This is a genomic window from Aeromicrobium sp. UC242_57, from assembly GCF_044452305.1.
GTDB lineage: Bacteria > Actinomycetota > Actinomycetes > Propionibacteriales > Nocardioidaceae > Aeromicrobium.
This window is the reverse complement of the sequence record NZ_JBIOAM010000003.1, coordinates 1,374,306-1,398,205: the sequence shown is the minus strand read 5'-3', so window position 1 is coordinate 1,398,205 and position 23,900 is coordinate 1,374,306. Positions and strand designations below refer to the sequence as shown.

Annotated in this window: 30 protein-coding genes, 6 pseudogenes and 1 riboswitch; of the genes and pseudogenes, 24 read left to right on the top strand and 12 right to left on the bottom strand. The window is 65.9% G+C overall.

The features are described from left to right. Positions 1-113: 113 nt before the first annotated feature. Both ACHMWU_RS19250 and ACHMWU_RS19245 read right to left on the bottom strand, forming a co-directional pair. Positions 114-197, bottom strand: a pseudogene (locus ACHMWU_RS19250) (hypothetical protein); the annotation flags it as partial. Continuing rightward, positions 190-1,047 (bottom strand): homocysteine S-methyltransferase family protein, encoded by an 858-nt coding sequence (locus tag ACHMWU_RS19245; RefSeq protein WP_396046009.1) that lies wholly within the window; start codon positions 1,045-1,047, stop codon positions 190-192. The pseudogene ACHMWU_RS19250 and the gene ACHMWU_RS19245, both read right to left, overlap by 8 nt. A 291-nt stretch (positions 1,048-1,338) precedes the next feature. Between ACHMWU_RS19245 and ACHMWU_RS19240 the strand changes: the two genes are divergently transcribed. Beyond that, positions 1,339-1,854, top strand: coding sequence for an HAD family hydrolase (locus tag ACHMWU_RS19240; protein ID WP_396046006.1), 516 nt, complete (start codon positions 1,339-1,341; stop codon positions 1,852-1,854). A 3-nt stretch (positions 1,855-1,857) separates the two neighbouring features. Here ACHMWU_RS19240 and ACHMWU_RS19235 read toward each other — a convergent pair whose 3' ends face one another. After that, positions 1,858-2,346 (bottom strand): hypothetical protein, encoded by a 489-nt coding sequence (locus tag ACHMWU_RS19235; protein ID WP_396046004.1) that lies wholly within the window; start codon positions 2,344-2,346, stop codon positions 1,858-1,860. Further along, a complete protein-coding gene (locus ACHMWU_RS19230; protein ID WP_396046002.1) occupies positions 2,331-3,191 on the bottom strand; it encodes a RecB family exonuclease in 861 nt (286 codons plus the stop codon). Before ACHMWU_RS19230 ends, ACHMWU_RS19235 begins: the two co-directional genes overlap by 16 nt. A gap of 66 nt (positions 3,192-3,257) precedes the next feature. Here ACHMWU_RS19230 and ACHMWU_RS19225 point away from each other — a divergent pair, with 66 nt between their 5' ends. The 5 genes and pseudogenes from ACHMWU_RS19225 (at position 3,258) to dop (ending at position 8,973) form a co-directional block, all read left to right on the top strand. Further along, positions 3,258-4,085 (top strand): site-2 protease family protein, encoded by an 828-nt coding sequence (locus ACHMWU_RS19225; protein ID WP_396046000.1) that lies wholly within the window; start codon positions 3,258-3,260, stop codon positions 4,083-4,085. A 103-nt stretch (positions 4,086-4,188) separates the two neighbouring features. After that, positions 4,189-5,077: pseudogene (locus ACHMWU_RS19220) on the top strand (tRNA (adenine-N1)-methyltransferase). 142 nt (positions 5,078-5,219) lie between these two features. Beyond that, positions 5,220-6,942, top strand: a pseudogene (arc, locus tag ACHMWU_RS19215) (proteasome ATPase). Positions 6,943-7,031: 89 nt separating this feature from the next. After that, positions 7,032-7,448 carry a GNAT family N-acetyltransferase gene (locus tag ACHMWU_RS19210; RefSeq protein ID WP_396045998.1) on the top strand — a complete coding sequence of 139 codons (417 nt, stop codon included), beginning with the start codon at positions 7,032-7,034 and terminating at the stop codon, positions 7,446-7,448. 24 nt (positions 7,449-7,472) lie between these two features. Further along, positions 7,473-8,973, top strand: a pseudogene (gene dop / locus ACHMWU_RS19205) (depupylase/deamidase Dop). 29 nt (positions 8,974-9,002) lie between these two features. Here the strand turns inward: dop and ACHMWU_RS19200 are convergent. Both ACHMWU_RS19200 and ACHMWU_RS19195 read right to left on the bottom strand, forming a co-directional pair. Further along, a complete protein-coding gene (locus ACHMWU_RS19200) occupies positions 9,003-9,263 on the bottom strand; it encodes a hypothetical protein (protein WP_396045996.1) in 261 nt (86 codons plus the stop codon). A gap of 9 nt (positions 9,264-9,272) precedes the next feature. Beyond that, positions 9,273-9,818 carry a hypothetical protein gene (locus tag ACHMWU_RS19195; protein ID WP_396045994.1) on the bottom strand — a complete coding sequence of 182 codons (546 nt, stop codon included), beginning with the start codon at positions 9,816-9,818 and terminating at the stop codon, positions 9,273-9,275. A 135-nt stretch (positions 9,819-9,953) separates the two neighbouring features. On the opposite strand from ACHMWU_RS19195, the gene ACHMWU_RS19190 reads away from it, so the two are divergent. From ACHMWU_RS19190 to ACHMWU_RS19175, 4 genes are read left to right on the top strand one after another with little or no spacing between them, the layout of a single operon-like run. Continuing rightward, complete coding sequence (locus ACHMWU_RS19190; protein WP_396045992.1) at positions 9,954-10,148, top strand: ubiquitin-like protein Pup; 195 nt, start codon at positions 9,954-9,956, stop codon at positions 10,146-10,148. Beyond that, the gene (prcB, locus tag ACHMWU_RS19185; RefSeq protein ID WP_396045990.1) at positions 10,148-10,972 is read left to right on the top strand and encodes a proteasome subunit beta; all 825 of its coding nucleotides are present in this window, start codon (positions 10,148-10,150) and stop codon (positions 10,970-10,972) included. The genes ACHMWU_RS19190 and prcB overlap by 1 nt, the downstream gene beginning before the upstream one ends. A 38-nt stretch (positions 10,973-11,010) precedes the next feature. After that, positions 11,011-11,706: a proteasome subunit alpha gene (prcA, locus tag ACHMWU_RS19180; protein WP_396045988.1), complete on the top strand. Its 696-nt coding sequence runs from the start codon at positions 11,011-11,013 to the stop codon at positions 11,704-11,706. A gap of 5 nt (positions 11,707-11,711) precedes the next feature. Continuing rightward, positions 11,712-12,005: a hypothetical protein gene (locus ACHMWU_RS19175; protein WP_396045986.1), complete on the top strand. Its 294-nt coding sequence runs from the start codon at positions 11,712-11,714 to the stop codon at positions 12,003-12,005. Here the strand turns inward: ACHMWU_RS19175 and ACHMWU_RS19170 are convergent. Further along, positions 11,995-12,309, bottom strand: coding sequence for a DMT family transporter (locus ACHMWU_RS19170; protein ID WP_396045984.1), 315 nt, complete (start codon positions 12,307-12,309; stop codon positions 11,995-11,997). The two genes, ACHMWU_RS19175 and ACHMWU_RS19170, sit on opposite strands and share 11 nt — an antisense overlap. 11 nt (positions 12,310-12,320) lie before the next feature. Next, positions 12,321-12,384, bottom strand: a riboswitch (guanidine-III (ykkC-III) riboswitch). Positions 12,385-12,450: 66 nt separating this feature from the next. Between ACHMWU_RS19170 and pafA the strand changes: the two genes are divergently transcribed. The 14 genes and pseudogenes from pafA to ACHMWU_RS19100 all read left to right on the top strand — a co-directional run bounded on the left by pafA (position 12,451) and on the right by ACHMWU_RS19100 (position 21,454). Next, positions 12,451-13,812: a Pup--protein ligase gene (pafA, locus tag ACHMWU_RS19165; protein WP_396045982.1), complete on the top strand. Its 1,362-nt coding sequence runs from the start codon at positions 12,451-12,453 to the stop codon at positions 13,810-13,812. A gap of 70 nt (positions 13,813-13,882) precedes the next feature. Then, entirely contained in the window at positions 13,883-14,638 is a 756-nt protein-coding gene (locus ACHMWU_RS19160; protein WP_396045980.1) for an FKBP-type peptidyl-prolyl cis-trans isomerase, read from the top strand. Continuing rightward, a complete protein-coding gene (locus tag ACHMWU_RS19155; RefSeq protein ID WP_396045978.1) occupies positions 14,620-14,805 on the top strand; it encodes a hypothetical protein in 186 nt (61 codons plus the stop codon). The genes ACHMWU_RS19160 and ACHMWU_RS19155 overlap by 19 nt, the downstream gene beginning before the upstream one ends. Positions 14,806-15,055: 250 nt before the next feature. Further along, positions 15,056-15,790, top strand: coding sequence for a helix-turn-helix transcriptional regulator (locus tag ACHMWU_RS19150; RefSeq protein ID WP_396045976.1), 735 nt, complete (start codon positions 15,056-15,058; stop codon positions 15,788-15,790). Beyond that, entirely contained in the window at positions 15,787-16,119 is a 333-nt protein-coding gene (locus ACHMWU_RS19145; RefSeq protein WP_396045974.1) for a hypothetical protein, read from the top strand. Before ACHMWU_RS19150 ends, ACHMWU_RS19145 begins: the two co-directional genes overlap by 4 nt. A gap of 38 nt (positions 16,120-16,157) precedes the next feature. Then, positions 16,158-16,697 (top strand): helix-turn-helix transcriptional regulator, encoded by a 540-nt coding sequence (locus ACHMWU_RS19140; RefSeq protein ID WP_396045972.1) that lies wholly within the window; start codon positions 16,158-16,160, stop codon positions 16,695-16,697. A 33-nt stretch (positions 16,698-16,730) separates the two neighbouring features. Further along, positions 16,731-16,982, top strand: coding sequence for a twin-arginine translocase TatA/TatE family subunit (locus ACHMWU_RS19135; protein WP_396045970.1), 252 nt, complete (start codon positions 16,731-16,733; stop codon positions 16,980-16,982). Positions 16,983-17,029: 47 nt separating this feature from the next. After that, positions 17,030-17,584 (top strand): annotated as a pseudogene (gene tatC / locus ACHMWU_RS19130) (twin-arginine translocase subunit TatC); the annotation flags it as partial. A gap of 37 nt (positions 17,585-17,621) precedes the next feature. Further along, entirely contained in the window at positions 17,622-17,741 is a 120-nt protein-coding gene (locus tag ACHMWU_RS19125; protein WP_396046902.1) for a hypothetical protein, read from the top strand. Positions 17,742-17,786: 45 nt separating this feature from the next. Further along, positions 17,787-18,089: a hypothetical protein gene (locus ACHMWU_RS19120; protein ID WP_396045968.1), complete on the top strand. Its 303-nt coding sequence runs from the start codon at positions 17,787-17,789 to the stop codon at positions 18,087-18,089. Continuing rightward, the gene (locus tag ACHMWU_RS19115) at positions 18,011-18,661 is read left to right on the top strand and encodes a diacylglycerol kinase family protein (protein ID WP_396045966.1); all 651 of its coding nucleotides are present in this window, start codon (positions 18,011-18,013) and stop codon (positions 18,659-18,661) included. The genes ACHMWU_RS19120 and ACHMWU_RS19115 overlap by 79 nt, the downstream gene beginning before the upstream one ends. 64 nt (positions 18,662-18,725) lie before the next feature. After that, positions 18,726-19,409: a DEAD/DEAH box helicase gene (locus ACHMWU_RS19110; RefSeq protein WP_396045964.1), complete on the top strand. Its 684-nt coding sequence runs from the start codon at positions 18,726-18,728 to the stop codon at positions 19,407-19,409. Beyond that, a complete protein-coding gene (locus ACHMWU_RS19105) occupies positions 19,303-21,090 on the top strand; it encodes a helicase-related protein (protein ID WP_396045962.1) in 1,788 nt (595 codons plus the stop codon). Before ACHMWU_RS19110 ends, ACHMWU_RS19105 begins: the two co-directional genes overlap by 107 nt. Beyond that, on the top strand, positions 21,002-21,454 hold the full coding sequence (locus ACHMWU_RS19100) for a hypothetical protein (RefSeq protein ID WP_396045960.1): 453 nt from the start codon (positions 21,002-21,004) through the stop codon (positions 21,452-21,454). Before ACHMWU_RS19105 ends, ACHMWU_RS19100 begins: the two co-directional genes overlap by 89 nt. A 170-nt stretch (positions 21,455-21,624) precedes the next feature. Here the strand turns inward: ACHMWU_RS19100 and ACHMWU_RS19095 are convergent, their stop codons facing one another. The 5 genes and pseudogenes from ACHMWU_RS19095 to ACHMWU_RS19075 form a co-directional block, all read right to left on the bottom strand. Next, positions 21,625-21,990, bottom strand: a complete 366-nt coding sequence (locus ACHMWU_RS19095; protein WP_396045958.1) for a 5'-3' exonuclease H3TH domain-containing protein — start codon at positions 21,988-21,990, stop codon at positions 21,625-21,627. A gap of 53 nt (positions 21,991-22,043) precedes the next feature. Next, positions 22,044-22,370 carry a hypothetical protein gene (locus tag ACHMWU_RS19090; RefSeq protein WP_396045956.1) on the bottom strand — a complete coding sequence of 109 codons (327 nt, stop codon included), beginning with the start codon at positions 22,368-22,370 and terminating at the stop codon, positions 22,044-22,046. 105 nt (positions 22,371-22,475) lie between these two features. Then, a complete protein-coding gene (locus ACHMWU_RS19085) occupies positions 22,476-22,817 on the bottom strand; it encodes a M28 family peptidase (protein ID WP_396045954.1) in 342 nt (113 codons plus the stop codon). Then, a pseudogene (locus ACHMWU_RS19080) lies at positions 22,756-23,164 on the bottom strand (M20/M25/M40 family metallo-hydrolase). Before ACHMWU_RS19080 ends, ACHMWU_RS19085 begins: the two are co-directional and overlap by 62 nt. Before the next feature lie 191 nt (positions 23,165-23,355). Further along, the gene (locus ACHMWU_RS19075; RefSeq protein WP_396045952.1) at positions 23,356-23,742 is read right to left on the bottom strand and encodes a PA domain-containing protein; all 387 of its coding nucleotides are present in this window, start codon (positions 23,740-23,742) and stop codon (positions 23,356-23,358) included. Positions 23,743-23,900: the final 158 nt, after the last annotated feature.

Below are 23,900 nucleotides of genomic sequence, written 5' to 3'. Positions count from 1 at the left end.
AGCCGCAGCGCCGGAGCGATCGTGGGTCGGATGCGCGGGCTCTTGCCGGCGACGTCACGGGCGATCGCGGCGATGTGGGCCGGCGTCGTGCCGCAGCAACCGCCGACGAGGTTGACGAATCCGGCGTCGGCGAACTCCGAGACGATGGCGGACGTCTCGTCAGGTGCCTCGTCGTACTCGCCGAACGCATTAGGCAGACCGGCGTTGGGGTAGCAAGCTCACGAAGGTGTCGGCGACCCGGGACATCTCGGCGATGTAGGGGCGCATCTCCTTGGCACCCAGCGCGCAGTTGAGTCCGACGAGCAACGGCTTGACGTGTCGCACCGAGTACCAGAACGCTTCGGTGACCTGGCCCGAGAGCGTTCGGCCCGAGGCGTCGGTGATCGTGCCGGAGATGATGACCGGCCAGCGGCGCCCGTGCTGCTCGAACAACGTCTCGAGCGCGAAGATCGCGGCCTTGGCGTTGAGGGTGTCGAAGATCGTCTCGATCATGAGGACGTCGGAGCCACCATCAATCAGACCGTTGGCCTGCTCGAGGTAGGCCTCGACCAGCTGGTCGTAGGTGATGTTGCGCGCGCCGGGGTCGTTGACGTCGGGCGAGATGGACGCCGTGCGACTGGTCGGGGCCGATGGCTCCGACGACGTAGCGGGGCTTGTCGGGGTTGAGCACCGTGACGGCGTCGCACTCGCGGCGGGCGAGGCGGGCCGACTCCAGGTTGAGCTGTAGGCGAGGTCTTCCATGCCGTAGTCGCTCAGCGAGATCGACGTCGCGTTGAACGTGTTGGTCTCGATCAGGTCGGCGCCGGCTTCGAGGTACTCGCGGTGGATGCCGGCGATGATCTGCGGCTGCGTGATCGACAACAGGTCGTTGTTGCCCTGCACGTCCGACGGCCAGTCCTTGAACCGATCGCCGCGGTAGCCAGCCTCGTCGGGCCGGTCACGCTGAATAGCCGTGCCCATCGCGCCGTCAAGCACCATGATGCGGCTGGTCAGCGCCTCGGTCAGCGCGTCGGTGGCGTCAGGGCGATGGTTCGAAGACTCAGTCACGAGCAATCCTCAGGTCCGGCTAGACAAATAAGGGAATGCTGGGGAACTCCAGCCGGCGGCGGGCTCGCCTGGGCCTCGGGAGTTCCCGAACTAGGTTCCTAGTCTCTCACGCATCCCAACCCTCCGGAGACGGTGACTCACCGGTGGACGGCTACCGTGTTCGGGTGACTTCCTATGCAGCAGTCCTGTGGGATCTCGACGGCACGATCGTCGACACCGAGCCGTTGTGGATGGCCGCAGAGCACGAGCTCGCCGAGGCGCACGGAAAGATCTGGACCGAAAGAGGATGCCTTGCAGCTCGTCGGCAACTCGCTGATCGCGTCGGGGGAGTACATCCGGGAGCGCCTCGAGCTCGACCTGTCGGCCGAGGAGATCGTCGACTACCTCGTCGAACGCTTGGCCGCGGCATTGCGCGCGGGCATCGAGTGGCGTCCCGGGGCGCGTGAGCTGATCGAGGCGCTGGACGCCGCCGGTGTTCCGCAGGCCCTGGTGACGATGTCGTACACCGCTATCGCCGAGCCGGTGGCATCAGCGCTTCCGTTCGCGGCTGTCGTCACCGGTGACACGGTCGAGCGGCCCAAGCCCTTTCCTGATCCGTACCTGCTGGCGGCCGAGAAGCTGGGCGTGGACGCCAGCAAGTGCCTGGCGATCGAGGACTCGGCGACTGGCGCAGCCTCTGCGACGGCTGCCGGCTGCGACGTGCTCGCGGTACCGCACTTCGTCAACGTCCCGGAAGCCGAACGGCGGGTGCAGATATCGACCTTGGCCGGTGTGACGCCGGACGATCTGGACAGCTTCTTCAGCTGAGCTTCAGCGGTTGAAGAGCTTGCCCAGCAAGCCCTTCTTGCGCGACCAGCCATGCTGCTGCAGGAAGTCGAACAGCGGCTCCTTGATGCGGCTCGTCTCGAACGAGTAGGTGAGAGGGGCGGCGGTGATCCCGTCGTCGGTCTTGCGGATGCCGCCGACCTGCCAGCTGAACGACTTGCTGGAGCTCTTGCCGGAGAACAGCTGCTTCTCGAGCTTTCCGCCGATCTTGCCGTCGTCGATGCCGACCGAGCCGGTGGTCGACGTGTGGCGTTCGGTGAAGTCGTAGGTGCCGTGGTCGGCGTCGAACGAGACCGTGATGCGGTAGTCCTTGTCGATCGTCTCGATCTCCTTGGCCAAGGGGTAGAGCGAGGTGGCTTTCACGATGTCCCAGCTTCCGACGATCGTGTCGCCTTCGACGGAGAAGACGAACGGCTCGGCGGGATCGTTCAACGCGGGCAGGAGGGCGATCAGCGCAGTCAAGGGAGTCGGCATGTCACCACCCTAGGCTCAGGTGGCGATCTGCAGCAGTGGAAGCTCAGGCGGGGTGCCGCCGAACTCGGGGCACAGTGACTGGTGCGCGCACCAGCCGCACAGCCCGCTCTTGCGGGGCGGGAAGTCACGCAGCTCGATGGCCCGCTCGATCGCGCTCCAGAGGGCCGCGAGTTCTTCTCGGTCGCCAGCAGATCGTCCTCGGTCGGCTCGTAGCGCAGGAACGCGCCGTCGCCGAGGTACATCAGCTGTAGAAGCGTCGGGATGACACCGCGCGTGCGCCAGATGACGAGCGCGTAGAACTTCATCTGGAACAGCGCCTTGTCCTCGTAGCGGGGGTTGGGCGCTCGCCCCGTCTTGTAGTCGACCACTCTGATGCGTCCGTCGGGCGCGATGTCGACGCGGTCGATGATGCCGCCGAAGGCCACGCCTGACTCGTCCTCGTAGGAGACCCGTTCTTCTCGCGCCGCGGGCTCGAGCCACCGGGGATCTTCCATGCCGAAGTAGGTCGTCAACAGGTCGACGCAGGACGCGAGCCACGCCGTCTCGTCGGCAGCCTGCTCGGCGGTGAACAGCTCGGCCAGCCGCGGCTCCGCCTCGCGCAGGGCAGCCCACTCACCGGGCAGCAGCTCGACCGCGCGCTGCAACGTGCGCTCTGGCGCTGCCTCGCCGAACAAGTCTTCGAGGACGGCGTGGACCAGCGTGCCGCGCACCATGACGGGGTCGGCCGGCTCGGGCAGCCGGTCGATGACCCGGAACCGGTAGAGCAGCGGACAGTTCTGGAAGTCGCCAGCACGGCTGGGCGACAGCGACCGGCGATAGGTCAGCGGTGCGGCATTCTCCGTCATGGCCATCACCCTAGTTCTCGGGGCCGACACACCACGTCGTCGCTGCACACCCGATAGGTTGGCCTGGTGAGCGACTCCCACCGACCCGGCGCGTGGCGGATCGGTCGGCTGTTCGGAGTCGATCTGCTGATCCGCCCGTCGTTGCTGATCCTGGGCGCGATCCTGGTGGTCGTGTTCGCGCCTCGGTACGAGAACTGGACCGACACCAATCCGTACGTCCTGTCGACGATCTTCGTCGTGTCGCTGTACGTGTCGATCCTGGTGCACGAGATCGCCCACCTCGTCATGGCACGGTCGTACGGGATGCGGGTCGACTCGGTCACCCTGCACTTGTTGGGCGGCGAGACCCTGATCGCGGGGCAGAGCCGCACGCCCAGCCAGGAGCTGTTGACCTCGATCGTCGGCCCGGCCGCGTCGCTCGCGATCGCGCTGGGAGCATTCGGCGTGTCGGATGCACTGGGCACGGGCACGGCGGCTGATGTCGTGTGGTCGATCGCCGTGGTCAACCTGATCGTCGCGATCTTCAACATGATCCCGGGGCTGCCGCTCGACGGCGGACGAGTCTTTCGCGCCGTCATCTGGATGGTCACCCGCGACGAGGAGGTCGGCATCCGGGCGGCCGGCTGGGTCGGTCGTCTCACGGCCGTCGCCCTCGTCGTCGCAGCGCTGGTGACGTTCGGCGACGCCGAGGAGGGCGTGCTGAACCTGCTAGTTGCCGCGATGGTCGCCGTCGTCCTGTGGCAAGGGGCGAGCCAGGCCCTCCGCAGCGCCGCACGCACCGCCCGGATCAACCAGCCGTTGCCCGCGAGCTCGCGGTGCCCGGTGCGACACCACCGCCAGGGGCCGTCGCCCTGCCCGCAGATCTGCACGGCACCGAGCTGTTGCGTGCCATGACCGTGCGTCCTGCTGAGAACTACGTACTGACCGAACCAGACGGAAGCGTGTTCGGTGTCCTGACCACACGCGCCGTCGACGATGCCTATCGAGCGAGCCGAAAATGACTTCCTTCACCCGCAGCGGACCCCTCACCGAAGGCGAATGGGTCCGCCTGACCGACCCCAAGGGCCGCAAGCACAACGTCCAGCCGAGGCCGGAAGGAGTTCTCGACCAAGAAGGGCCAGATCAAGCACGACGACATGCTCGGCCAGCCCGAGGGGATCGTCATCCACTCGTCGATGGACGCCCCGTACCAGGTGTTCCGGCCGTTGCTGTTCGAGTACGTCGTCTCGATGCCGCGCGGCGCCGCGATCATCTACCCCAAGGACGCCGCGCAGATCGTCGCGCAGGCCGACATCTACCCCGGAGCACGCGTCGTCGAGGCAGGCGCCGGGTCGGGCAGCTTGACGTCTTACCTGCTGCGGGCCATCGGACCGACCGGCACGCTGGGCTCCTGACGCCTGCGCGAGGAGTTCGCCGAGAACGTCACGAAGAACGTGCACCAGGTCGCCGGCACCGACCTGCCCGGTTGGACGTTGACGGTCGGTGACGTCCGCGAGGTCATCACCGAGACCGAGATCGATCGACTGATCCTCGACATGGTCGACCCGTGGTCGTGCATCCCACTGGCCGTCGAACGCCTGGTCCCCGGCGGCATCATCTGCGCCTACGTCGCCACGACGACACAGCTGTCGAGGTTCGTCGAGACGATCCGCGAGGACGGCGGATTCACCGAGCCGCGGGCGTGGGAGACGCTTGAGCGCGACTGGCACCTCGAGGGCCTGGCGGTGCGGCCGCAGCACAAGATGAACGGGCACACCGCCTTCCTGGTCACCGCACGCCGCATGGCGCCCGGTTACCACTCGATGGGCACGTCGCGGCGGCCCGCGCCGGGTGCCTACGGACCGGACTACACCGGCCCCAGGCCGTTCGGGCACGACGCTTCCTGACGGTGCGCTGACCGTCTGCTGACCGGGTCCGGGCGCGACGGTCTTGCAACGTTGTCCAAACGACACTTGAGGCAGTGCTTGAGATGACATTCACAAAGTTGTCTTGACGGGTAGGGTCATCCGTACGAGCAGGAGGTGTCTGATGAGCGAGAACGAGCCCACCAGCATGAGTGGTCCCGACCAGGAGATTGCCTACTTGCGCGCGGAGGTCGAACATCTGCGCCGGCGCCTCGGTACCGAGCGATCGACCAACGCCGCGCTGACCGAGCTGGAAGCCGAGCTTTCGGCGACGAACAGCCAGAACGAACGGCTGACGTCGACGCTGCGCGAGGCCCGCGACCAGATCGTGACGCTGAAGGAAGAAGTCGACCGGCTCGCACAGCCGCCGACCGGCTTCGGCACGTTCCTGCAGCTCAACGAGGACGACACGGTCGACGTGTTCACCGGTGGTCGCAAGCTGCGGGTCAACGTGAGCCCCACGGTCGATCGTGATGCCCTCCGCAAGGGACAAGAGGTCATCCTCAACGAGGCCATGAATGTCGTCACGGCGCTGGAGTTCGAGCAGACCGGTGAAGTCGTGACGCTCAAGGAGATCCTGGCCGACGGCGAGCGTGCCCTCGTGCTCGGACACACCGACGAAGAGCGTGTCGTCCGACTGGCCGAGCCGCTGCTGGGGCTCAAGATCCGCGCCGGCGACTCGCTGCTGCTCGACGGTCGATCCGGTTACGTCTACGAGCGGGTGCCGAAGTCCGAGGTCGAAGAGCTCGTCCTCGAAGAGGTGCCCGACATCGACTACGACTCGATCGGTGGCCTGCGCCAGCAGATCGAGTCGATCCGCGACGCAGTCGAGCTGCCCTACCTGCATCCAGAGATCTTCATCGAGCACGAGCTGAAGCCGCCCAAGGGCGTCCTGCTGTACGGGCCGCCCGGATGTGGCAAGACCATGATCGCGAAGGCCGTCGCCGCGTCCTTGGCCAAGAAGGTCTCGGAACGCACGGGTGAGGAAGGGCGGTCGTTCTTCCTCAACATCAAGGGCCCGAGCTGCTCAACAAGTACGTCGGCGAGACCGAGCGGCACATCCGCCTGGTGTTCCAGCGCGCCCGTGAGAAGGCCAGCGAGGGCACACCCGTCATCGTGTTCTTCGACGAGATGGACTCGCTGTTCCGCACGCGCGGCTCGGGCGTCTCGTCCGATGTCGAGAACACCATCGTTCCGCAGCTGCTCAGCGAGATCGACGGCGTCGAAGGCCTCGAGAACGTGCTGGTCATCGGTGCGTCCAACCGCGAAGACATGATCGACCCCGCGATCCTGCGGCCGGGTCGACTCGACGTCAAGATCAAGATCGAGCGCCCCGACGCCGAGTCGGCCCGCGACATCTTCAGCAAGTACCTGACTGCCAGCCTGCCGTTGCATCCTGATGACCTCGACGAGTGGAGCGGCGACCGGCAGGCCTGCGTCAGCGGGATGATCCAGCGCACCGTCGAGCGCATGTACACCGAGTCCGAGGACAACCAGTTCCTCGAGGTCACGTACGCCAACGGCGACAAGGAAGTGCTGTACTTCAAGGACTTCAACTCCGGCGCGATGATCCAGAACATCGTCGACCGGGCCAAGAAGATGGCGATCAAGGATCTCCTCGACCACGGCGCTCGCGGTCTGCGCATCCAGCACATGCTGCAGGCCTGCCTCGACGAGTTCAAGGAGAACGAAGACCTGCCCAACACGACCAACCCTGACGACTGGGCGCGGATCTCGGCAAGAAGGGTGAGCGCATCGTGTTCATCCGCACCTTGATCTCCGGCAAGAGCGGCAACGAGCCCGGACGGTCGATCGATACGGTCGCCAACACCGGCCAGTACCTCTAGGAGCCACACTGACGCACGATCTCCCTGCCACCCGCGAGCTGCGGAGGGTCTCGTACGCGTGCGACGACGCGCAGCTGCTGACCGCCGAGGTGCAGGCCGAGTACGGCCGGCGCTACGGCGGTGACGGCGACGTCGCACCGATCGACGTGCACCAGTTCGACCCGCCCGGCGGACACTTCGTCATGATCTACGTCGACGAGGTTCCTGCCGCGATGGGCGGGTGGCGGCGTGGTGGTCCGGCGGGGCAGTCCGATGCGGAGATCAAGCGGATGTTCGTCCGTCCGGCGTTCGCACGACAGGGGCTGGCCAGACAGATCCTGGCCGAGCTGGAGACCACGGCCGCAGCAGCTGGTGCGACTCGCCTCGTCCTGGAGACCGGGACGGCGCAGCCGGAGGCTATTGCCTTGTACACATCAGCTGGCTACGAGTCGATTCCGAAGTTCGGCTTCTACGCCGACTACGACGACAGCGTCCATTTGGCCAAGGTCATCGCAGCACGCGAATGATCCCCAGGCGGCTAGGGTCGAAGCATGACAGTTCGCCGGGTGCAGGGTAGTGAGGTCGAGTACGGCATCGCCGCGCAGGGACAGCCGCACGCCAATCCGATGGTCGCCTCGACCCACGTCGTGAACGCTTATGCGGCGGCGCACGGTCTGACGCGCCGCGCGCGGTGGGACTTCGAGGAGGAGAGCCCGCTGCGGGACGCGCGCGGTTTCGACCTCAGCCGCGATGCGGCCGATCCGTCGCAGCTCACCGACGAGGACATGGGTCTGGCCAACATCATCCTGACCAATGGCGCTCGCCTCTACGTCGATCACGCGCACCCGGAGTACTCCAGTCCTGAGGTCACCAACCCGCTGGACGTCGTGCGGTGGGAGAAGGCCGGTGAGGACGTCATGCGGCTGGCCGCAGAGCTCGCCGGACAGATGCCCAACACCCCGCCGATCGTCCTGTACAAGAACAACGTCGACAACAAGGGCGCCTCGTACGGCTCGCACGAGAACTACTTGATGCGCCGCGACGTGCCGTTCGAGCACATCGTGCAGCACCTGACGCCGTTCTTCGTCTCGCGTCAGGTCTTTACGGGCGCAGGCCGTGTCGGGCAGCAGCAGGATGGCAGCGTCCATGCCTTCCAGATCAGCCAGCGGGCCGACTACTTCGAGGTCGGGGTCGGCCTGGAGACGACGCTCAAGCGGCCCATCATCAACACCCGCGACGAGCCGCACGCCGACCCGCGCAAGTACCGCCGACTGCACGTCATCATCGGCGACGCCAACTGCTCCGAGACAGCGATCTACCTCAAGCACGGCACGACATCGCTGGTGCTCGCCATGATCGAGGCCGGCTTCATCACCGAGAGCCTGGCACTGGCTGAGCCGGTCAAGGCCGTGCACGACATCTCGCACGATCCGAGCCTGACGCACAAGGTCGAGCTGGAGAGCGGCCGAACCGTGACAGCCCTCGAGCTGCAGGGCGAGTACCTCGAGCTGGCCAAGGCATTCGTCGCCCGCAACGGCTCGGACGAGCAGACCGACGACATCCTCCAGCGGTGGGAAAGCGTCCTTGTCCGCTTGGCGCGCGACCCGATGGAGTGCGTGCGCGAGCTCGACTGGGTGGCCAAGCTGGCCCTGCTCGAGCGTTACCGCGAACGCGACGGCCTGTCGTGGGACCACGCCAGCTGCACCTGGTCGACGTGCAGTATCACGACGTGCGGCTGCACAAAGGCCTGTACCACCAGCCGTGCGCACCGGACGGATGGACAGGCTGTTCACCGACGAGCAGATCACCGCTGCGGTCACCGAGCCCCCGCACGACACGCGAGCGTTCTTCCGTGGCCGATGCCTGGCCAAGTTCAGCAAGGACATCGCTGCCGCGTCGTGGGACTCGGTGATCTTCGACCTGCCCGGCCGTGACTCCCTGCAACGGATCCCCACCATGGAGCCGTTGCGGGGAACCGCCGAGCACGTCGGGCAGCTCTTCGAGAACAGCAACACGGCCGCCGACCTGTTCCACGCCATCACCGGACGATGAGATGACCGACGAGCTGCGTGCGAGCCGGGCTAGCGTCGTTTGGACCGCCGGTACTCCGGGTCGATACGCGAGTTGGCATCGCGCATCCGTCGAAGCTCTGCGGGGACCTCACGGAGCCTGAAGATGAACGAGACCGCAATCAGGGCGTACACGACGTAGTCGAACCACGGCGGCAACCATCCTGCGAGTGCCGCGGCGAGGAGCACCGCCACGGCCAGGGACAACAGGCCGACGTATACCCAGAAGCTGCGCGGCACGCGGGCGCGGCCGGGGGAGCGGTGTGAGGGCATGGACGCGGTCTAGCTCGCTTCGCCCGCGCCGGGAATGATCAGGAGCTCATGCTTGTCGGGGGCGTCAAGGGTCTCCAACGTGACGGACGGACTCTTGCCGAGGTCGAAGTCGATCTGATGGACGTCGTCGGCTATCCGATCCTGCTCGTCCTGGCGCCAGAACCGCTCCTTGACGAGGTAGACAGTCGAGCCCCACTGTCCGTTCTTCACTTCGTCCGAGACCGAGATGTCGAAGTTGAGGAGGTCGCCGTTGAAGTAACGAGACGTCAGCTCATCCGGATCGAGGCTCAGCACATACTTGCCGTCGCTGTTGGTCTTCGCCGGCTTGAAGGCCTTGGTGTCGACGGTTCCGCCCTCAGGTAAGTCGTCTAGGTCCTCTGGCCACAAGGTGAGCCAGACCCTGGCGTCCTGCAGCGGCTTGCCATCTCTCTCGACCACTCCGTGAACGAGGACGGTCTCTGAGTCCTTGCCGGAGGTTGCGGGTGGCGATCCACATCCTGCGACCAACCCGGCGCTCAGCAGGATCGTCACGAGCACGGCGAGTCGCATCTTCACGGCCCGAGCATGGCACAGCCACTGAGCGTTCACCCTGAGTTTCGCCAAGGTCAGGTGACGCAGCGGCGCATCCACGGACCGGATACGTCGCCAAGTCACCGCCCCTGGGTGGTCTTCGGGGGATAGGGTTGTGTCATGTCAGAGCAGCAGCACAAGAACACGCGCAAGCCAGCCGAGGCCGACGAGCAGGTCGAGCCCACCGAGGTCGACACCGAGGCCAAGGCCAAGCTCGATGACGACGTCGACTCGATCCTCGACGAGATCGATGACGTCCTCGAGGAGAATGCCGAGGAGTTCGTCCGCAGCTTCGTGCAGAAGGGCGGACAGTGATGCTGCCTGAGGGCACCCGCCTGACCGGCAACTCGTCGTTCGCCGACTACCTCGCGTCTGCTGCCCCCCAGCTCATGCCGGGGGCCGCCTCGCGAGCCGCCGGAGCCACTGCTGACCTGGCTCCCCACGCCACGACGATCGTCGCTGCGACGTTCGACGGTGGTGTAGTCATGGCCGGCGACCGCCGCGCCACGATGGGCAACGTCATCGCCCAGCGCGACATCGAGAAGGTCTTCCCGGCCGACGAGTACTCGTGCATCGGCATCGCCGGCAGCGCCGGACTCGCGATCGAGATGGTCCGGCTGTTCCAGGTCGAGCTCGAGCACTACGAGAAGATCGAAGGCACTGTGCTGTCGGCCGACGGCAAGGCCAATCGCTTGGCCGCCCTGATCCGGGGCAACCTCGGTCTGGCCATGCAGGGGCTGGCAGTCGTGCCGTTGTTCGCCGGCTTCGACTTCGAGACCCAGCAGGGGCGCATCTTCTCCTACGACGTGACAGGCGGCCGGTACGAGGAGCACAGCGGCTTCCACACCGTCGGCTCGGGCTCGGTGTTCGCCCGCGGATCGCTCAAGAAGCTCTACAGCCGTGGGCTGACCGAGGGCGACTGCGTCACCGCGGCGATCCAGGCCCTGTACGACGCCGCCGACGACGACTCCGCCACTGGAGGCCCCGACCTGACGAGGCGGATCTTCCCGGTCGTGTCGGTCGTGACAGCCGACGGCTACCGACGTCTGGCCGCCGACGAGGTCGGTGCGATCGCCGATGACGTCATCGGCGGGCGGCTGGTCCGCCCGACGGGCCGCCGGCCCCGCTCAACTGACTGACGTAGACCCCTGACGTAGAAGACATCCGAGGAGCACCCATGACCCAGCAGTTCTACGTCTCGCCCGAGCAGCTGATGAAGGACCGGGCCGACTTTGCTCGCAAGGGCATCAGCCGCGGGCGCAGCGTCGTTGTCGTGCAGTACGCCGACGGCATCGTCTTCGTCGCGGAGAATCCGTCGCAGGCCCTGCACAAGATCAGCGAGATCTACGACCGCATCGGCTTCGCTGCTGTTGGCCGCTACAACGAGTTCGAGAACCTGCGCATCGCGGGAGTGCGGCTCGCCGACATGCGCGGCTACGCCTACGACCGCCGCGACGTCACCGCCCGCGGTCTGGCCAACGCCTACGCCCAGACCCTCGGCACGATCTTCTCGTCCGGCGGGGAGAAGCCGTACGAGGTCGAGATCTTCGTCGGCGAGCTCGGCGACGACGCCGCCCACGACCAGGTGTACCGGCTGACGTACGACGGCTCGGTGGCTGATGTGCCTGGTTTTGGTGTCATGGGAGGCCAGAATGAAAAGGTCGAGAGCTATCTGGTCGAGCACTACACCGCGGCCCTCGACCTGGAGAGCGCCATCAAGCTCGCCGTGACGGCGTTGGGCCAGGACACTGACCCGGTGCGCACGGTGGAGGCCTCGGCGCTCGAGATCGCCACGTTGTCGCGCACCCGCCCCCAGCCCCGCAAGTTCAAACGACTCAGCGACGCCGACGTCGTGGCGGCGTTGGGCAAGTAGATCCCGTGAGCTTCGGCGTGTTGTTCGCCGCGACACTGCCGGGTCTGGTCGTGTTGCTGGTGGTCCTGGCGGCGGTCGAGCGAGTCTCGAAGCGTCGGCGTGGGCTCAGCGCCGCCGGCCTCGACGTGTTTTCCGCCGCGATGCTGCCGGGCCGCGCGATCGAGCAGGAGCATCGGGCCGAAGCCAAGGAACGTCGGATCAATCCGTCCGACGGTGCACCGCCGCATGGCATCGACGTCCTCCGGGGACGGCGCACGTGCGCCGCCACCCGTGACGGTCGATCGATGATCAGTGCGTGAGCTTCAGGCCCACGACGCAGCTGACCAGCCCAACGAGCAGCAAGATCTTCAGCAGACCGGCCGACTCGTCACCTGAGATCATGCCGAAGGCGACCGTCAGTGACGCTCCGATAGCGACCCAGATCGCGTAGGCGGTGCCGATCGGCAGTGTCCGCATGGCGTAGGCCAAGCCAGCCATGCTCGCGGTCAGCGCGACCAAGAAGAGTGCAGACGGTGCGAAGCTGCTGAAGCCCTCGCTCTTGCCGAGCGCGACAGCCCAGACCGACTCGAGAACACCAGAGACAACGAGTACCAACCATGCCATGACATCTTCCTCACGGCCGTCTTGTCGCTTGCCGGGTACGGCTCCCTCGTCCGGAGGGCCGATACGACCCCACGCCTGCCAGGCTACCAGCGTTTTGCGCGTCATCCCGCACGGTTGCGTGCACGCGACTAGGCTGGCGACATGGACCGACGGATCTTCGGTATCGAGAACGAGTACGGCGTCACGTGTTCATTCAAGGGCCAGCGTCGTCTGTCACCCGACGAGGTGGCCCGCTACCTGTTCCGGCGCGTCGTGTCATGGGGTCGCAGCAGCAACGTCTTCTTGCGCAACGGTGCCCGGCTCTACCTCGACGTCGGCAGCCATCCCGAGTACGCCACGCCAGAGTGCGACGACCTCGTCGACCTGGTCACGCATGACCGGGCGGGGGAGCGCATCCTCGAAGGCCTCATGCTCGACGCCCAGCAGCGCCTGGCAGACGACGGCGTCGAGGGCGACATCTACCTGTTCAAGAACAACACCGACTCGGCTGGCAACTCCTACGGCTGCCACGAGAACTACCTGGTGAGCAGGCACGGCGAGTTCAGCCGACTGGCCGACGTCCTGATCCCGTTCCTGGTGTCACGTCAGATCATCTGCGGTGCTGGCAAGATCCAGCAGACGCCGCGCGGCACGATCTTTTCGGTCAGCCAGCGCGCCGAGCACATCTGGGAGGGTGTCTCGAGCGCTACGACCCGGTCGCGGCCCATCATCAACACGCGCGACGAACCGCATGCCGACGCCGAGCGCTTCCGGCGTCTTCACGTCATCGTGGGCGACTCCAACATGAGCGAGACCACGACCCTGCTCAAGGTCGCCACCACCGACCTGGTCCTGCGGATGATCGAGGCCGGCGTCGCGATGCGCGACATGACGTTGGACAACCCAATCCGGGCGATTCGCGAGATCTCGCACGACATGACCGGACGACGCAAGGTCCAGCTCGCCAACGGTCGCGAGCTGTCGGCCCTGGAGATCCAGGCCGAGTACTTCGGCAAAGCAGCCGAGTTCGTCGACAAGAACGGCCTGCACACACCCACGATCACCCGCGCCCTCGACCTGTGGGAGCGCACGCTCAAGGCCGTCGAGTCCGAAGACCTGTCATTGGTCGAGCGTGAAGTCGACTGGATCATCAAGTACAAGCTGCTCGACCGCTACCGCACGACGCACGGGATGGGCTGGGGTGATCCGCGGATCGCCCAGCTCGACCTGGCCTATCACGACATCCGACGCGATCGCGGTCTGTTCTACCTGCTGGAGAAGCGCGGAGCGGTCGCGCGCGTCACCAACGATCTCGACGTGTTCGCGGCCAAGTCAATTCCTCCGCAGACCACCCGGGCGAGGCTGCGAGGCGACTTCATCAAGCGCGCACAGGAGCGACGTCGAGACTTCACGGTCGACTGGGTCCACCTCAAGCTCAACGACCAGGCTCAGCGCACGGTGCTGTGCAAAGATCCGTTCCGCTCCGAGGACGAACGGGTGCAGAGGTTGATAGACGGGATGTGACTGCGGGTTACTTGGGGGCTGTCGTTACGATGATCCACGATTTGTCCCGTCCACCCAAAGGTCGTTCATCGTGCGTCGAATTCTCCTGGCATCTGTTGCCGCCAGCCTCGTTCTTGCCGGCTGTGGGGGCAGCGATTCCGATGGTGGCGGTGCCGATCTGTCATCGGTCAAGGTGAGCTCGGCCAAGACTCCCAAGATCACCGTCGACAAAGGGTTCAAGGTCACCAAGACCTCGACCGACGTGGTCTCAGAGGGTGACGGCGACGTCGTCAAGGCCGGCGACACCGTCAAGGTCAACTACGCGGCCCTCAACGGACGTACCGGCAAGCAGTTCGACAGCTCCTTCACCCGCGGCACCCCGGTCACCTGGACGCTCGACGAGACGCTCTTCAAGGGCATCGTCAAGGGCCTGACCGATCAGAAGGTCGGCAGCCGTGTCGTGGTGGGCGTCTCGCCCAAGGACGGTTTCGGGGCCGCTCAGAAGGAGTTCGACATCAAGGCCGACGACTCGTTGGTCTTCGTCTTCGACATCGTCGCCAAGGTGCCGACCGAGGTCACCGGCAAGGCCAAGAGCCTGCCGTCGGACCTGCCGAAGCTCGAGCTCGACAAGGACAACCATCCCTCCGGCTTCACGCCGACCAAGGACACCAAGAAGAAGCAGACCAAGGCGAGCCTGCACACCGTCATCCAGGGTGACGGAGCGAAGATCGGGAAGGGCCAGACCCTGACGGCGCAGTACGTCGGGCAGGTCTACCCCGACGGCAAGGTCTTCGACGAGTCGTGGTCCAAGTCGCCGGCAGGTTCCCGGTGGGTACCGGCGGTCTGATCAAGTGCTGGGACGAGCTGCTGGTCGGCCAGAAGCTGGCAGCCGGGTCGTGCTGGTGTGCCCCGCAGACAAGGCGTACGGCGACCAGCCGCAAGGCGACATCATCAGAGAAGGGCGACACGCTGATCTTCGCGATCGACCTCCTCGACGCAGCCGCTGCTTCCTGACATCCTCCTGTCATGGCCGAGCGCAAGACCGAGAGGTTGATGAACCTCATCTTCGCTCTTCTGGTGAGTCGTCAGTACCTGACGAAAGATCAGATCCGAGAGTCGATCGCCGACTACCGCGACTCGTCGCCGGCCGCCTTCGACCGCAAGTTCGAACGCGACAAGGACGAGTTGCGGGAGCTCGGCATCAACGTCGAGACGGGGCAGAACGACAAGTACTTCAACGACGAGCCCGGATACCGGATCCGTCGTGACGAGGCTGAGCTGCCTGATCTCGAGGCTCACGCGGGAAGAGGCTGCTGTCATCGGGCTCGCTACCCAGGTCTGGGAGCACGCAGGCATGGCGAGCCAGTCGACGACGGCGCTGGTCAAGCTCAAAGCGATCGGTGTCGACGTCGACACGAGCGTCCTTCGCATGGCCGAGCCCGAAGCTGTCGACCGACGAGCCGTCCTTCGACGCGATGTGGATGCGACAACCCGTCGGGTTCCGGTCACGTTCTCGTACGCCAGGCCCAACCAGCAGCCGATGCTCAGGCATCTGCAGCCGTGGGGGATCATCTCGTGGCGCGACCGCTGGTATGTCGGCGGTTTCGACCTCGACCGCAACGAACGAAGACTGTTCCGGTTGTCGCGCGTCATCGGCGAGGTCGAGACATCGGGGCAGCCGGGATCCTACGAGATCCCTGATGGCATCGACATGAAGGAGTTCGCCCGGGCACTGTTCCCGCCGGCACCGGCCGAGGCAGCCGTGCTGCACGTCCGTGCTGGGAGAGGACAGTCGCTGCGACGCATGGCTGAGTCTGTGACACCACTGGGCAACGGGCTCGACGAGATCCGGCTTCGCTACTCGTCTCACTGGGAGCTGGCGTCCGAGGTCGCGTCCTACGGCCCTGACGCCGTCGTGATCTCGCCACCCGAGGTGCGCTCGTCCGTGATCACCCGATTGCGGGCAGCGGTCGACGGTTCGTTGGAGGGCAGCACGTGAGCCGTTCGCAGCAGCAGGTCATCCGGATGCTCGCTTTGGTCCCGTACCTGCAGGGCAATGACGGCGTGCCCGTCAACGAGGTGGCCGCAGAGTTCGGGGTGACGCCCAAGGTGATCCGCGACGACCTTCGCCTGTTGATGTACACCGGCACGGGGGAGTACGCCGGAGAGCTGATCGATTTCGATCTGACGGCGCTGGAGCGCGATGGCATCGTTCACATCCGCGATGCCGACTTCATGACCCGTCCGTTGCGGATCGGCTCGCGTGAAGGTGTCGCGCTGATCGTCGCGCTACGCACGCTGCGAGCGTCAGCCAGCGGCGCCGGCTGACCGTCATCGACGCAACCCTGGCCAAGGTCGAGAGCGCTGTGGGCGACAGCGTCACCGCACCCGTCGACATCGTCCTCGACACGGTCGATGCAGACATCCACAGTGCGATCGTCCGCGCACTTGCCACGGGCAAGCGGCTGGAGCTGTCGTACGCCACTGCCACGCGCGACGAGGTCTCCGACCGCCAGGTCGATCCTCGCCGGCTGTTCACCGAGCAGGGCAAGCTGTACCTCGAGGCGTGGTGCCTGAAGGCCGAAGACTTGCGGTTCTTCCGGCTCGACCGGATCCTGACGGCCGAGGTCACCGCGATCGATGTCGAGGATCACGACGCCACCACGCGCGACCTGTCCGACGGCTTCTTCACAGTCGGCGAGCAGACGCCGTACGTGCTGGTCGACCTGCATCCGCGCGCCCACTGGCTGACCGAGTACTACCAGGTCGATCTGCTCGAGCAGAACGATGACGGTGTGTGGCGGGCCAAGATCTACGGCGCCGACCTCGACTGGTTGCGCCGTCTGGTCCTGCGCAATGCCGGCTCTGTGACGGTCATCGAGCCGAGTCAGTCCGCTCACAGGTGATTGACGACGCTCGCGTAGCCTTGCAGGCGTACGATGAAGACGTCGTACCCACAGAGGAGTAATCATGTTCCGTCAGATCGGCCCCACCGAGATCTTGATCATCCTCGGAGTCGTGCTGCTGCTGTTCGGTGGCAAGAGCTTCCCGAGCTCGCTCGTGGCTCAGGCAAGGCCCTGCGCATCTTCAAGACCGAGGTCAAGGCGATGCACGACGACGATGACGACGAGCCGGTCAAGCCGGCCTCCCTCGAGACGATTGAGGCAGACAAGAAGCCCGAACAGGGCTGACGTTTGGCGCTGCGACCCGGCACGCCCGCCCGCAACCGGGCGGCACGATGCCGCTCATGGGACACCTGCGCGAGCTGCGCAACCGCCTGACCCTCGCCGTTCTGGCCATTCTTGTCGGAACTATCGTGGGCTGGATCATCTACCCTGACGCCTTTGCGTTCATCAAGCAGCCCTACGTCGATGGCATCAAGCCATTGCTGGAGCGCAAGGGCTTCAACGCCGAGCTGGTGCTGAGCGGCGGCGTCGGATCGGCGTTCAGCTTCCGGCTGCAGCTGTCGCTCGCGATCGGGCTCGTGATCTCCAGCCCGATCTGGATGTGGCAGATCTGGGCGTTCATCCTGCCGGCGTTGCACCGCAACGAGAAGCGGTGGGCGGCGCTGCTCGCGGCAACCGGTGCTCCGTTGTTCGCCGGCGGCGTGACAGTCGGCTACCTCGTGCTCCCCAAGGGGATCGAGGTGCTCATCAGCGTCGCCCCCGACTCGGTCAACGTGCTGCTGTCGTTGGGCGACTACCTCAACTTCGTGATCCGCACCGTACTGGTCTTCGGCATCGCGGCGCAGATCCCTCTCGTGGTCGTGATGCTCAACCGTCTGGGCATCGCGAGCTGCACGTCAGCTCGCCAAGGCACGGCCGTGGACGATCATCGGCATCTTCGTCTTCGCGGCGATCGCGACGCCCAGCACCGATCCGCTGACGATGCTGTTCCTCGCCGTGCCGATGACGGTGCTCTACCTGGTCTCCGAGCCATCGCGAAGCTGACCGACCGCAAGCGCGACAAGCTGGCGGCCGAGAACGAGCCCGCAGATGACGAAGCATCCCCGCTGGACGACTGAATCGCACTACGCTGCTGGCATGCACCTCGCGCTCGTGGTCAATCCCACGTCAGGCAAGAAGCGGGGTGAGCTGATTGCTGCGCAGGCGGCCGATCGGCTGCGCGGCGCAGGACATCGCACCACGACGATCCAGGGCGAGGACGCGCCGGCTGCGCGCGACCAGCTGAGCTGGCGATCGATCAGGGACTCGACGGCGTGCTCGTGGTCGGCGGAGACGGTGCCCTGCACGGCGTCCTCGACCACGTGGCCGACACCGACCTCGTCTTCGGGCTGATTCCTGCAGGAACCGGCAACGACACCGCACGGTCCCTCGACATTCCGGTCAAGGACGTCGATGCAGCAGTCGAGGTCGTCCTGGCCGGTCATGTGCGCACGATCGACCTGGCGCGCGCCGACAACGCCTACGTCGCGACCGTCGTCGCATCAGGATTCGACTCCAAGGTCAACGAACGCGCCAACGCGATGACCTGGCCCCGGGGCAACATGCGGTACAACATCGCGATCGTCAAAGGAGCTCGCCAGCGTTCTCACCCCTGCCGTTCGACATCGAGCCTCGACGGCGTCACGATCCACCGCGAGGCGATGCTCGTCGCCGTGGGCAACGGGCCGTCGTTCGGTGGCGGCCTGCGTATCTGCGAGGGCGCCAAGATCGACGACGGCCTGCTCGACGTCGTGATCATCAACCCGGTCAGCAAGGGCAAGTTCCTGCGTGTTTTTCCCCAGCCTTACCGTGGCACGCACACGACCCTGCCGGAGTTCGAGCGTCACCGTGTGCGGGAGGTGACCCTGTCATCGCCGGGGATCGTCGCGTACGGCGACGGTGAACGTCTGGAGCGTTGCCGATGACGACGACCGTGCAGCCGGAGCGTTGCGTGTCTTCGCTCCTCCACCTCCCGCGTAGTCTGGACACATGACCTCGCCGGCCGAAAAATACGCACAAGCACGAGCCAGCAGGCAGATACCCCACCTGACGGAGTTCAAGGGGCTGTACGAGTTCGGTCTCGACGGATTCCAGGTCGAGGCCTGCAAGGTCGTCGAGGACGGTCACGGGGTGCTCGTCGCCGCACCGACCGGTTCGGGCAAGACGTTGGTCGGCGAGTTCGCCGTGCACCTGGCGCTCGCCACGGGGCGCAAGTGCTTCTACACGACGCCCATCAAGGCGCTGTCGAACCAGAAGTTCGCCGACCTGGTCGACCGTTACGGTGCGGACAAGGTCGGCCTGCTGACCGGCGACAACACGATCAACGGTGAGGCGCCGATCGTCATCATGACGACCGAGGTGCTCCGCAACATGCTGTACGCCGGATCCCGCACGCTTGACACCCTTGGCTACGTCGTGATGGACGAGGTGCACTATCTCGCCGACCGGATGCGTGGCGCGGTGTGGGAAGAAGTCATCATCCACCTGCCCGAGTCGGTGTCGGTCATCTCGCTGTCGGCGACGGTGTCCAACGCCGAGGAGTTCGGCGACTGGCTGACCGAGGTACGTGGGCGACACCGTCACGATCGTCGAGGAGCGACGTCCCATCCCGTTGCACCAGCACGTCCTGGTGGGCCGCACGCTGTACCCGCTGTTCGAGCCGAGCAAGGATGACCGCGGCGTCGAGGTCAACAAGGCATTGGAGCGTCTGGCCCGCGACGACTGGCAGTACACCCGCATGATGAAGGGTCACAAGGCCAAGGGCGGCAAGCGGCCCCGCAGCCGCAATCGCACGCCCAGCCGGGTCGAGGTCGTTGAACGGCTCGACGCCGAGGGGCTGCTGCCGGCCATCAACTTCGTCTTCAGCCGGGCCGGCTGTGCCCAGGCCGTGCAGCAGTGCCTCGACGCGCGGATCACGCTGACGACACCCGACGAGCAGACCGAGATCGGCCGGTTCGTCGATGCGGCGTGTGCTCACCTGCCCGAGAACGACCTGCACGTCCTGGGCTTCTACGAGTTCCGTGACGGTCTGGTGCGCGGTATCGCGGCGCACCACGCGGGCATGCTCCCGACCTTCAAGGAGTGTGTCGAAGACCTGTTCAGCGAAGGGTTCGTGAAGGTCATCTTCGCGACCGAGACCTTGGCACTGGGCATCAACATGCCGGCACGGTCGGTCGTCATCGAGAAGCTGTCGAAGTGGAATGGTGAGACCCACGCCAACATCACGCCGGGGGAGTACACAGCAGCCACCGGACGGGCTGGCCGTCGCGGCATCGACGTCGAAGGTCACGGTGTCGTGCTCTGGCAGCAGGGACTCGATCCCAAGCAGGTCGCCGGGCTCGCGAGCACGCGCACCTACCCGCTGAACTCGTCGTTCCACCCCTCGTACAACATGGCGGTCAACCTGGTCGGCCAGGTGGGCCGCGAGACCGCGCGTGACCTGCTGGAGCAGTCCTTCGCCCAGTTCCAGGCCGACCGAGCTGTCGTGGGTCTGGCCCGGCAGATCCGCAAGGCTGACGAGGCGCTGGAGGGCTACCGCGAACGGGTCTCGTGCGAGCTCGGCGACTTCATGGAGTACGCCTCGCTGCGCCGAGACCTCAGCGACATCGAGGCGACCGGCTCCAAGGCCCGACGTCAGGCCGAACGCGACGAGGTCGTGGCCTCGCTGGTCCGGTTGAAGCCCGGTGACGTGATCCACGTACCGGTGGGCAAGTTCGCCGGACTGGCCGTCGTCCTCGACCCGGGACGAGTCAGTGACTCCGACGGGCCGCGACCCATGGTGCTCACCGCCAACCGGCATGCTCGCCGCCTGGCGATCATCGACTTCCCGACGCCCGTCGAGCCGATCACGACGATGCGCATCCCGAAGTCGTTCAGCTCGCGCAATCCGCAGGCACGACGTGACCTGGCCTCGGCGTTGCGCACGCACGCCGACAAGGTGTCGTACCACCACGCGAAGGCGTACCGCGCCCAGCCGACGCGCGAAGATCCCCGCATTGCCGTGATCCGCGAGAAGCTGCGCGACCACCCCTGTCACCAGTGCCCCGACCGCGAGTCGCACGCCCGGTGGGCTGAGCGTTACCTCAAGCTCGAACGTGACACGCGCAACCAGCGTGGTCGGATCGAGCAGCGCACGAACACCGTCGCCCGCCAGTTCGATCGGGTCTGTCAGGTGCTCGACGTCCTGGGCTACCTCGATGGTGACGAGGTGACTGCCGACGGCATACGGCTCAAGCGGCTCTACAGCGATCTCGACCTGCTGGTCAGTGAGTGCCTCCGTCAGGGCACCTCGGGACTCCCTGGACGCGGCCGAGCTGGCAGCTGTCGTCAGCGGTCTGACGTTCGAGTCACGTAATGCCGACGACCTGCCCACGCCGCAGTTCCCGACGCGCGAGGTGCGAGACGCGGCCTCGACCATGAACGACCTGTGTGCCGAGCTGCAGCAGCTCGAGCGGGAGCATCGGGTGAAGTTCTTGAGAACGCCCGACTTCGCGTTCGCGGGGGCGGTCTGGTCGTGGTGCCATGACGCGACCCTCGACCAGGTGCTCAACGACATGGACCTGGCGGCTGGCGACTTCGTCAGGGCCATGAAGCAGCTGATCGACGTGGTCGCGCAGATCGCTGATGCGGCCGGACCTGGGCCTTTGCGCAAGACCGCCCGCGAAGCGCTCGACGCGCTCCGTCACGGCGTGGTCAGCTACGCCAGCATCAGCGCCTGATCGCGGACCTGGCTGCAAGTGCTCGTTCGGTGGCACGCCGAGACCCCAGGTCGCACCGAAGTCGGTGAACGCTGCGACATCGGCCGTGCCGGTCAGGTCAGGCAGCTCGCAGACGTTGCGCCGCACCGCGACGACCTCGCGCGCCGCGGCGATGTAGTCGACGGAGTCGATCAGGGACTGTCGCACCCGCGGCTTGATCGACGGCTCGGGTCGAGGGCTGCAGCTGCGATGCCATCGAGGTCGCCGAACTCTTCCAGCAGGACCGCGGCAGTCTTGTCGCCGATGCCGGCCACACCCGGAAGGCCATCCGAGGCATCTCCGCGCATGACCGCAAAATCGACGTACGACGCGGCGTCGATGCCGTACTTGGTCCGCAGCCAGGCGTTGTCGACGACCTCGTGCTTCGACACGCCCTTCGCGACGTACAGGACGCGGATCTGCCGCTCGTCGTCGACGAGCTGAAACAGGTCACGATCACCGGTCACGATGTCGACGGGGCCGTCCCAGACCTCGGCGAGCGTGCCGAATGACGTCATCGGCCTCGGAGTCGGGCGCGCCGACGACGGGGATGCCGAGCAGACCGAACGCCTCAGCGATCAGCGGCACCTGAGGGCCCAGCAGAACCGTCGGTGGTGTCGGCCTCGCCGCCCTCGGCATCGAGCCGCTGCGTCTTGTAGGTGTCGATCAGGTCGACCCGCCACTGCGGACGCCACGCCTCGTCCCAGCAGGCCACGACGGCCTCGGGCTCGTACTGCGTCGTCAGGGACGAGGTGAAGTCCAAGATGCCCCGCAGTGCGTTGACTGCGGTGCCGTCAGGGGCTTTCAACGTCTTCGGGATCCCGAAGAACGCGCGGAAGTACAAGCTGGCGCTGTCGAGCAGCAGGAGTCGACCATGGGAGGCATCGTGAGAGGGCACGGTCCGAGCCTAGACCCGTGCCCTCCCGCAACGGGCCCTCCCAAACTTCTGAGGCGGGCTTTTAGCGGATGCGCTTCTGACCGTGCGAGTGACCGTGCTTGCCGGTCAGCTCCGCGCTCTCTTGGCCTTGGCCTTCTTCGCATCTCCGTACAGCCCCTTCTTGGACAACGTCAGCGTGGCGACCGAGTGCGCGGCGGCGTCACCGAGCTGATCCAGCGCCTTGGTGCTGATGTTGCTGATGTTGTCGCACGCCTGGTGGTAGCACTTGTCATATGCCACCCCGGCGGTTCCGCCGAACAACGCGACTTCCTCGGGTGTCTTGACGCCTTCGGCGCCGCTGAACAACCCTCCGGCCGGGATGCCGACCTCGATGAACGGTCCGTAGTCAGATCGTCCGTCGAATGCCGTCGGCGCCGTCGCCAGCTTCTTCTTGCTGAAGTACTTCAAGAAGACCTGCTCGATCTCGGCCGACCCCGCCGGTCCGGCGTTGCCATCCTCCCGAGCCGTCGCCGTCGTAGACGAACCGGGCGAAGTTGGGCGAACCCAGCATGTCGAAATTCAGGTTGGCGTAGATCTTGGCACGCTGAGCATCGGTCAGGCTGCCGACGTAGTGGTACGAGCCGAGCAGTCCCTTCTCCTCGGCGCCCCAGAACGCGAATCGGACCGGCCGGGACGGCCTTCTTGGCCAGGCCAGTCTTCTTGTACTGCTTCGCGATCTCGAGGATGGCGGCCGTTCCGCTGCCGTTGTCGTTGATGCCCGGGCCTGCCGCGACGCTGTCGAGGTGTGCACCCACGACGACGACCTGGTCAGGGTTCTTGGTCTTGCGAGGCAGGTCGGCGATCACGTTGGTGGTCGTGCGGTTGAGATCGACCTCGGTCTTCGCAGTCACTCGAACGGTCGCGCCCGGCGTTGCTGCCAGGGCGGCGCCGTCAGCGAACGACGTGCCGACGACCGGGATGTTGACCGGGTTGCCGAGCGTTCCGGTCAACAGCTCTGCCGTCCTTCTTGGCCCTCGTTGAAGATGATCGCTGCGTCGTACCCAGCGGCTTCAGCGTTGGCGGCCTTGACTCCGAAGTCGCAGGTGCCACGCTGGATCAGTGCGACGGCCGGATCTGGGCCGGGAGCGGGGAAGTCGCTCGGCGCGCAGCCCGATGTCGCAGTTCCGGCATCTCCAGGCGGGATGGTCAGGTTGATCGCGGTGATCGGCCCGGTCACGTCGCCGGACCCTGAGTAGTCGAACGCCTCGGTCTCGATGTCCTTGGCGACCGGGGTGACCTGGGCCAGGGTGGCCGGCTCGAGGTCACGGCTGAACGCGAAGGTGAATGACTGCTTGCGGACCTTGTAGCCGGCCTTCTTCAGCTCTTTGGCCACGAAGTCCGCCGACTGGTCGTAGCCGGGAAGCCGCGACGCTCGGGTGCCCTCGTTCCGGTTGGCGATGACCTGCAGCCGCCGCAGGGTCTTCGCTGGCCGTTGACTGTCACGGCCTTGGTGAGTCGGCTCGTGTCGACGCCTGACCCCTGGTGTTTGTC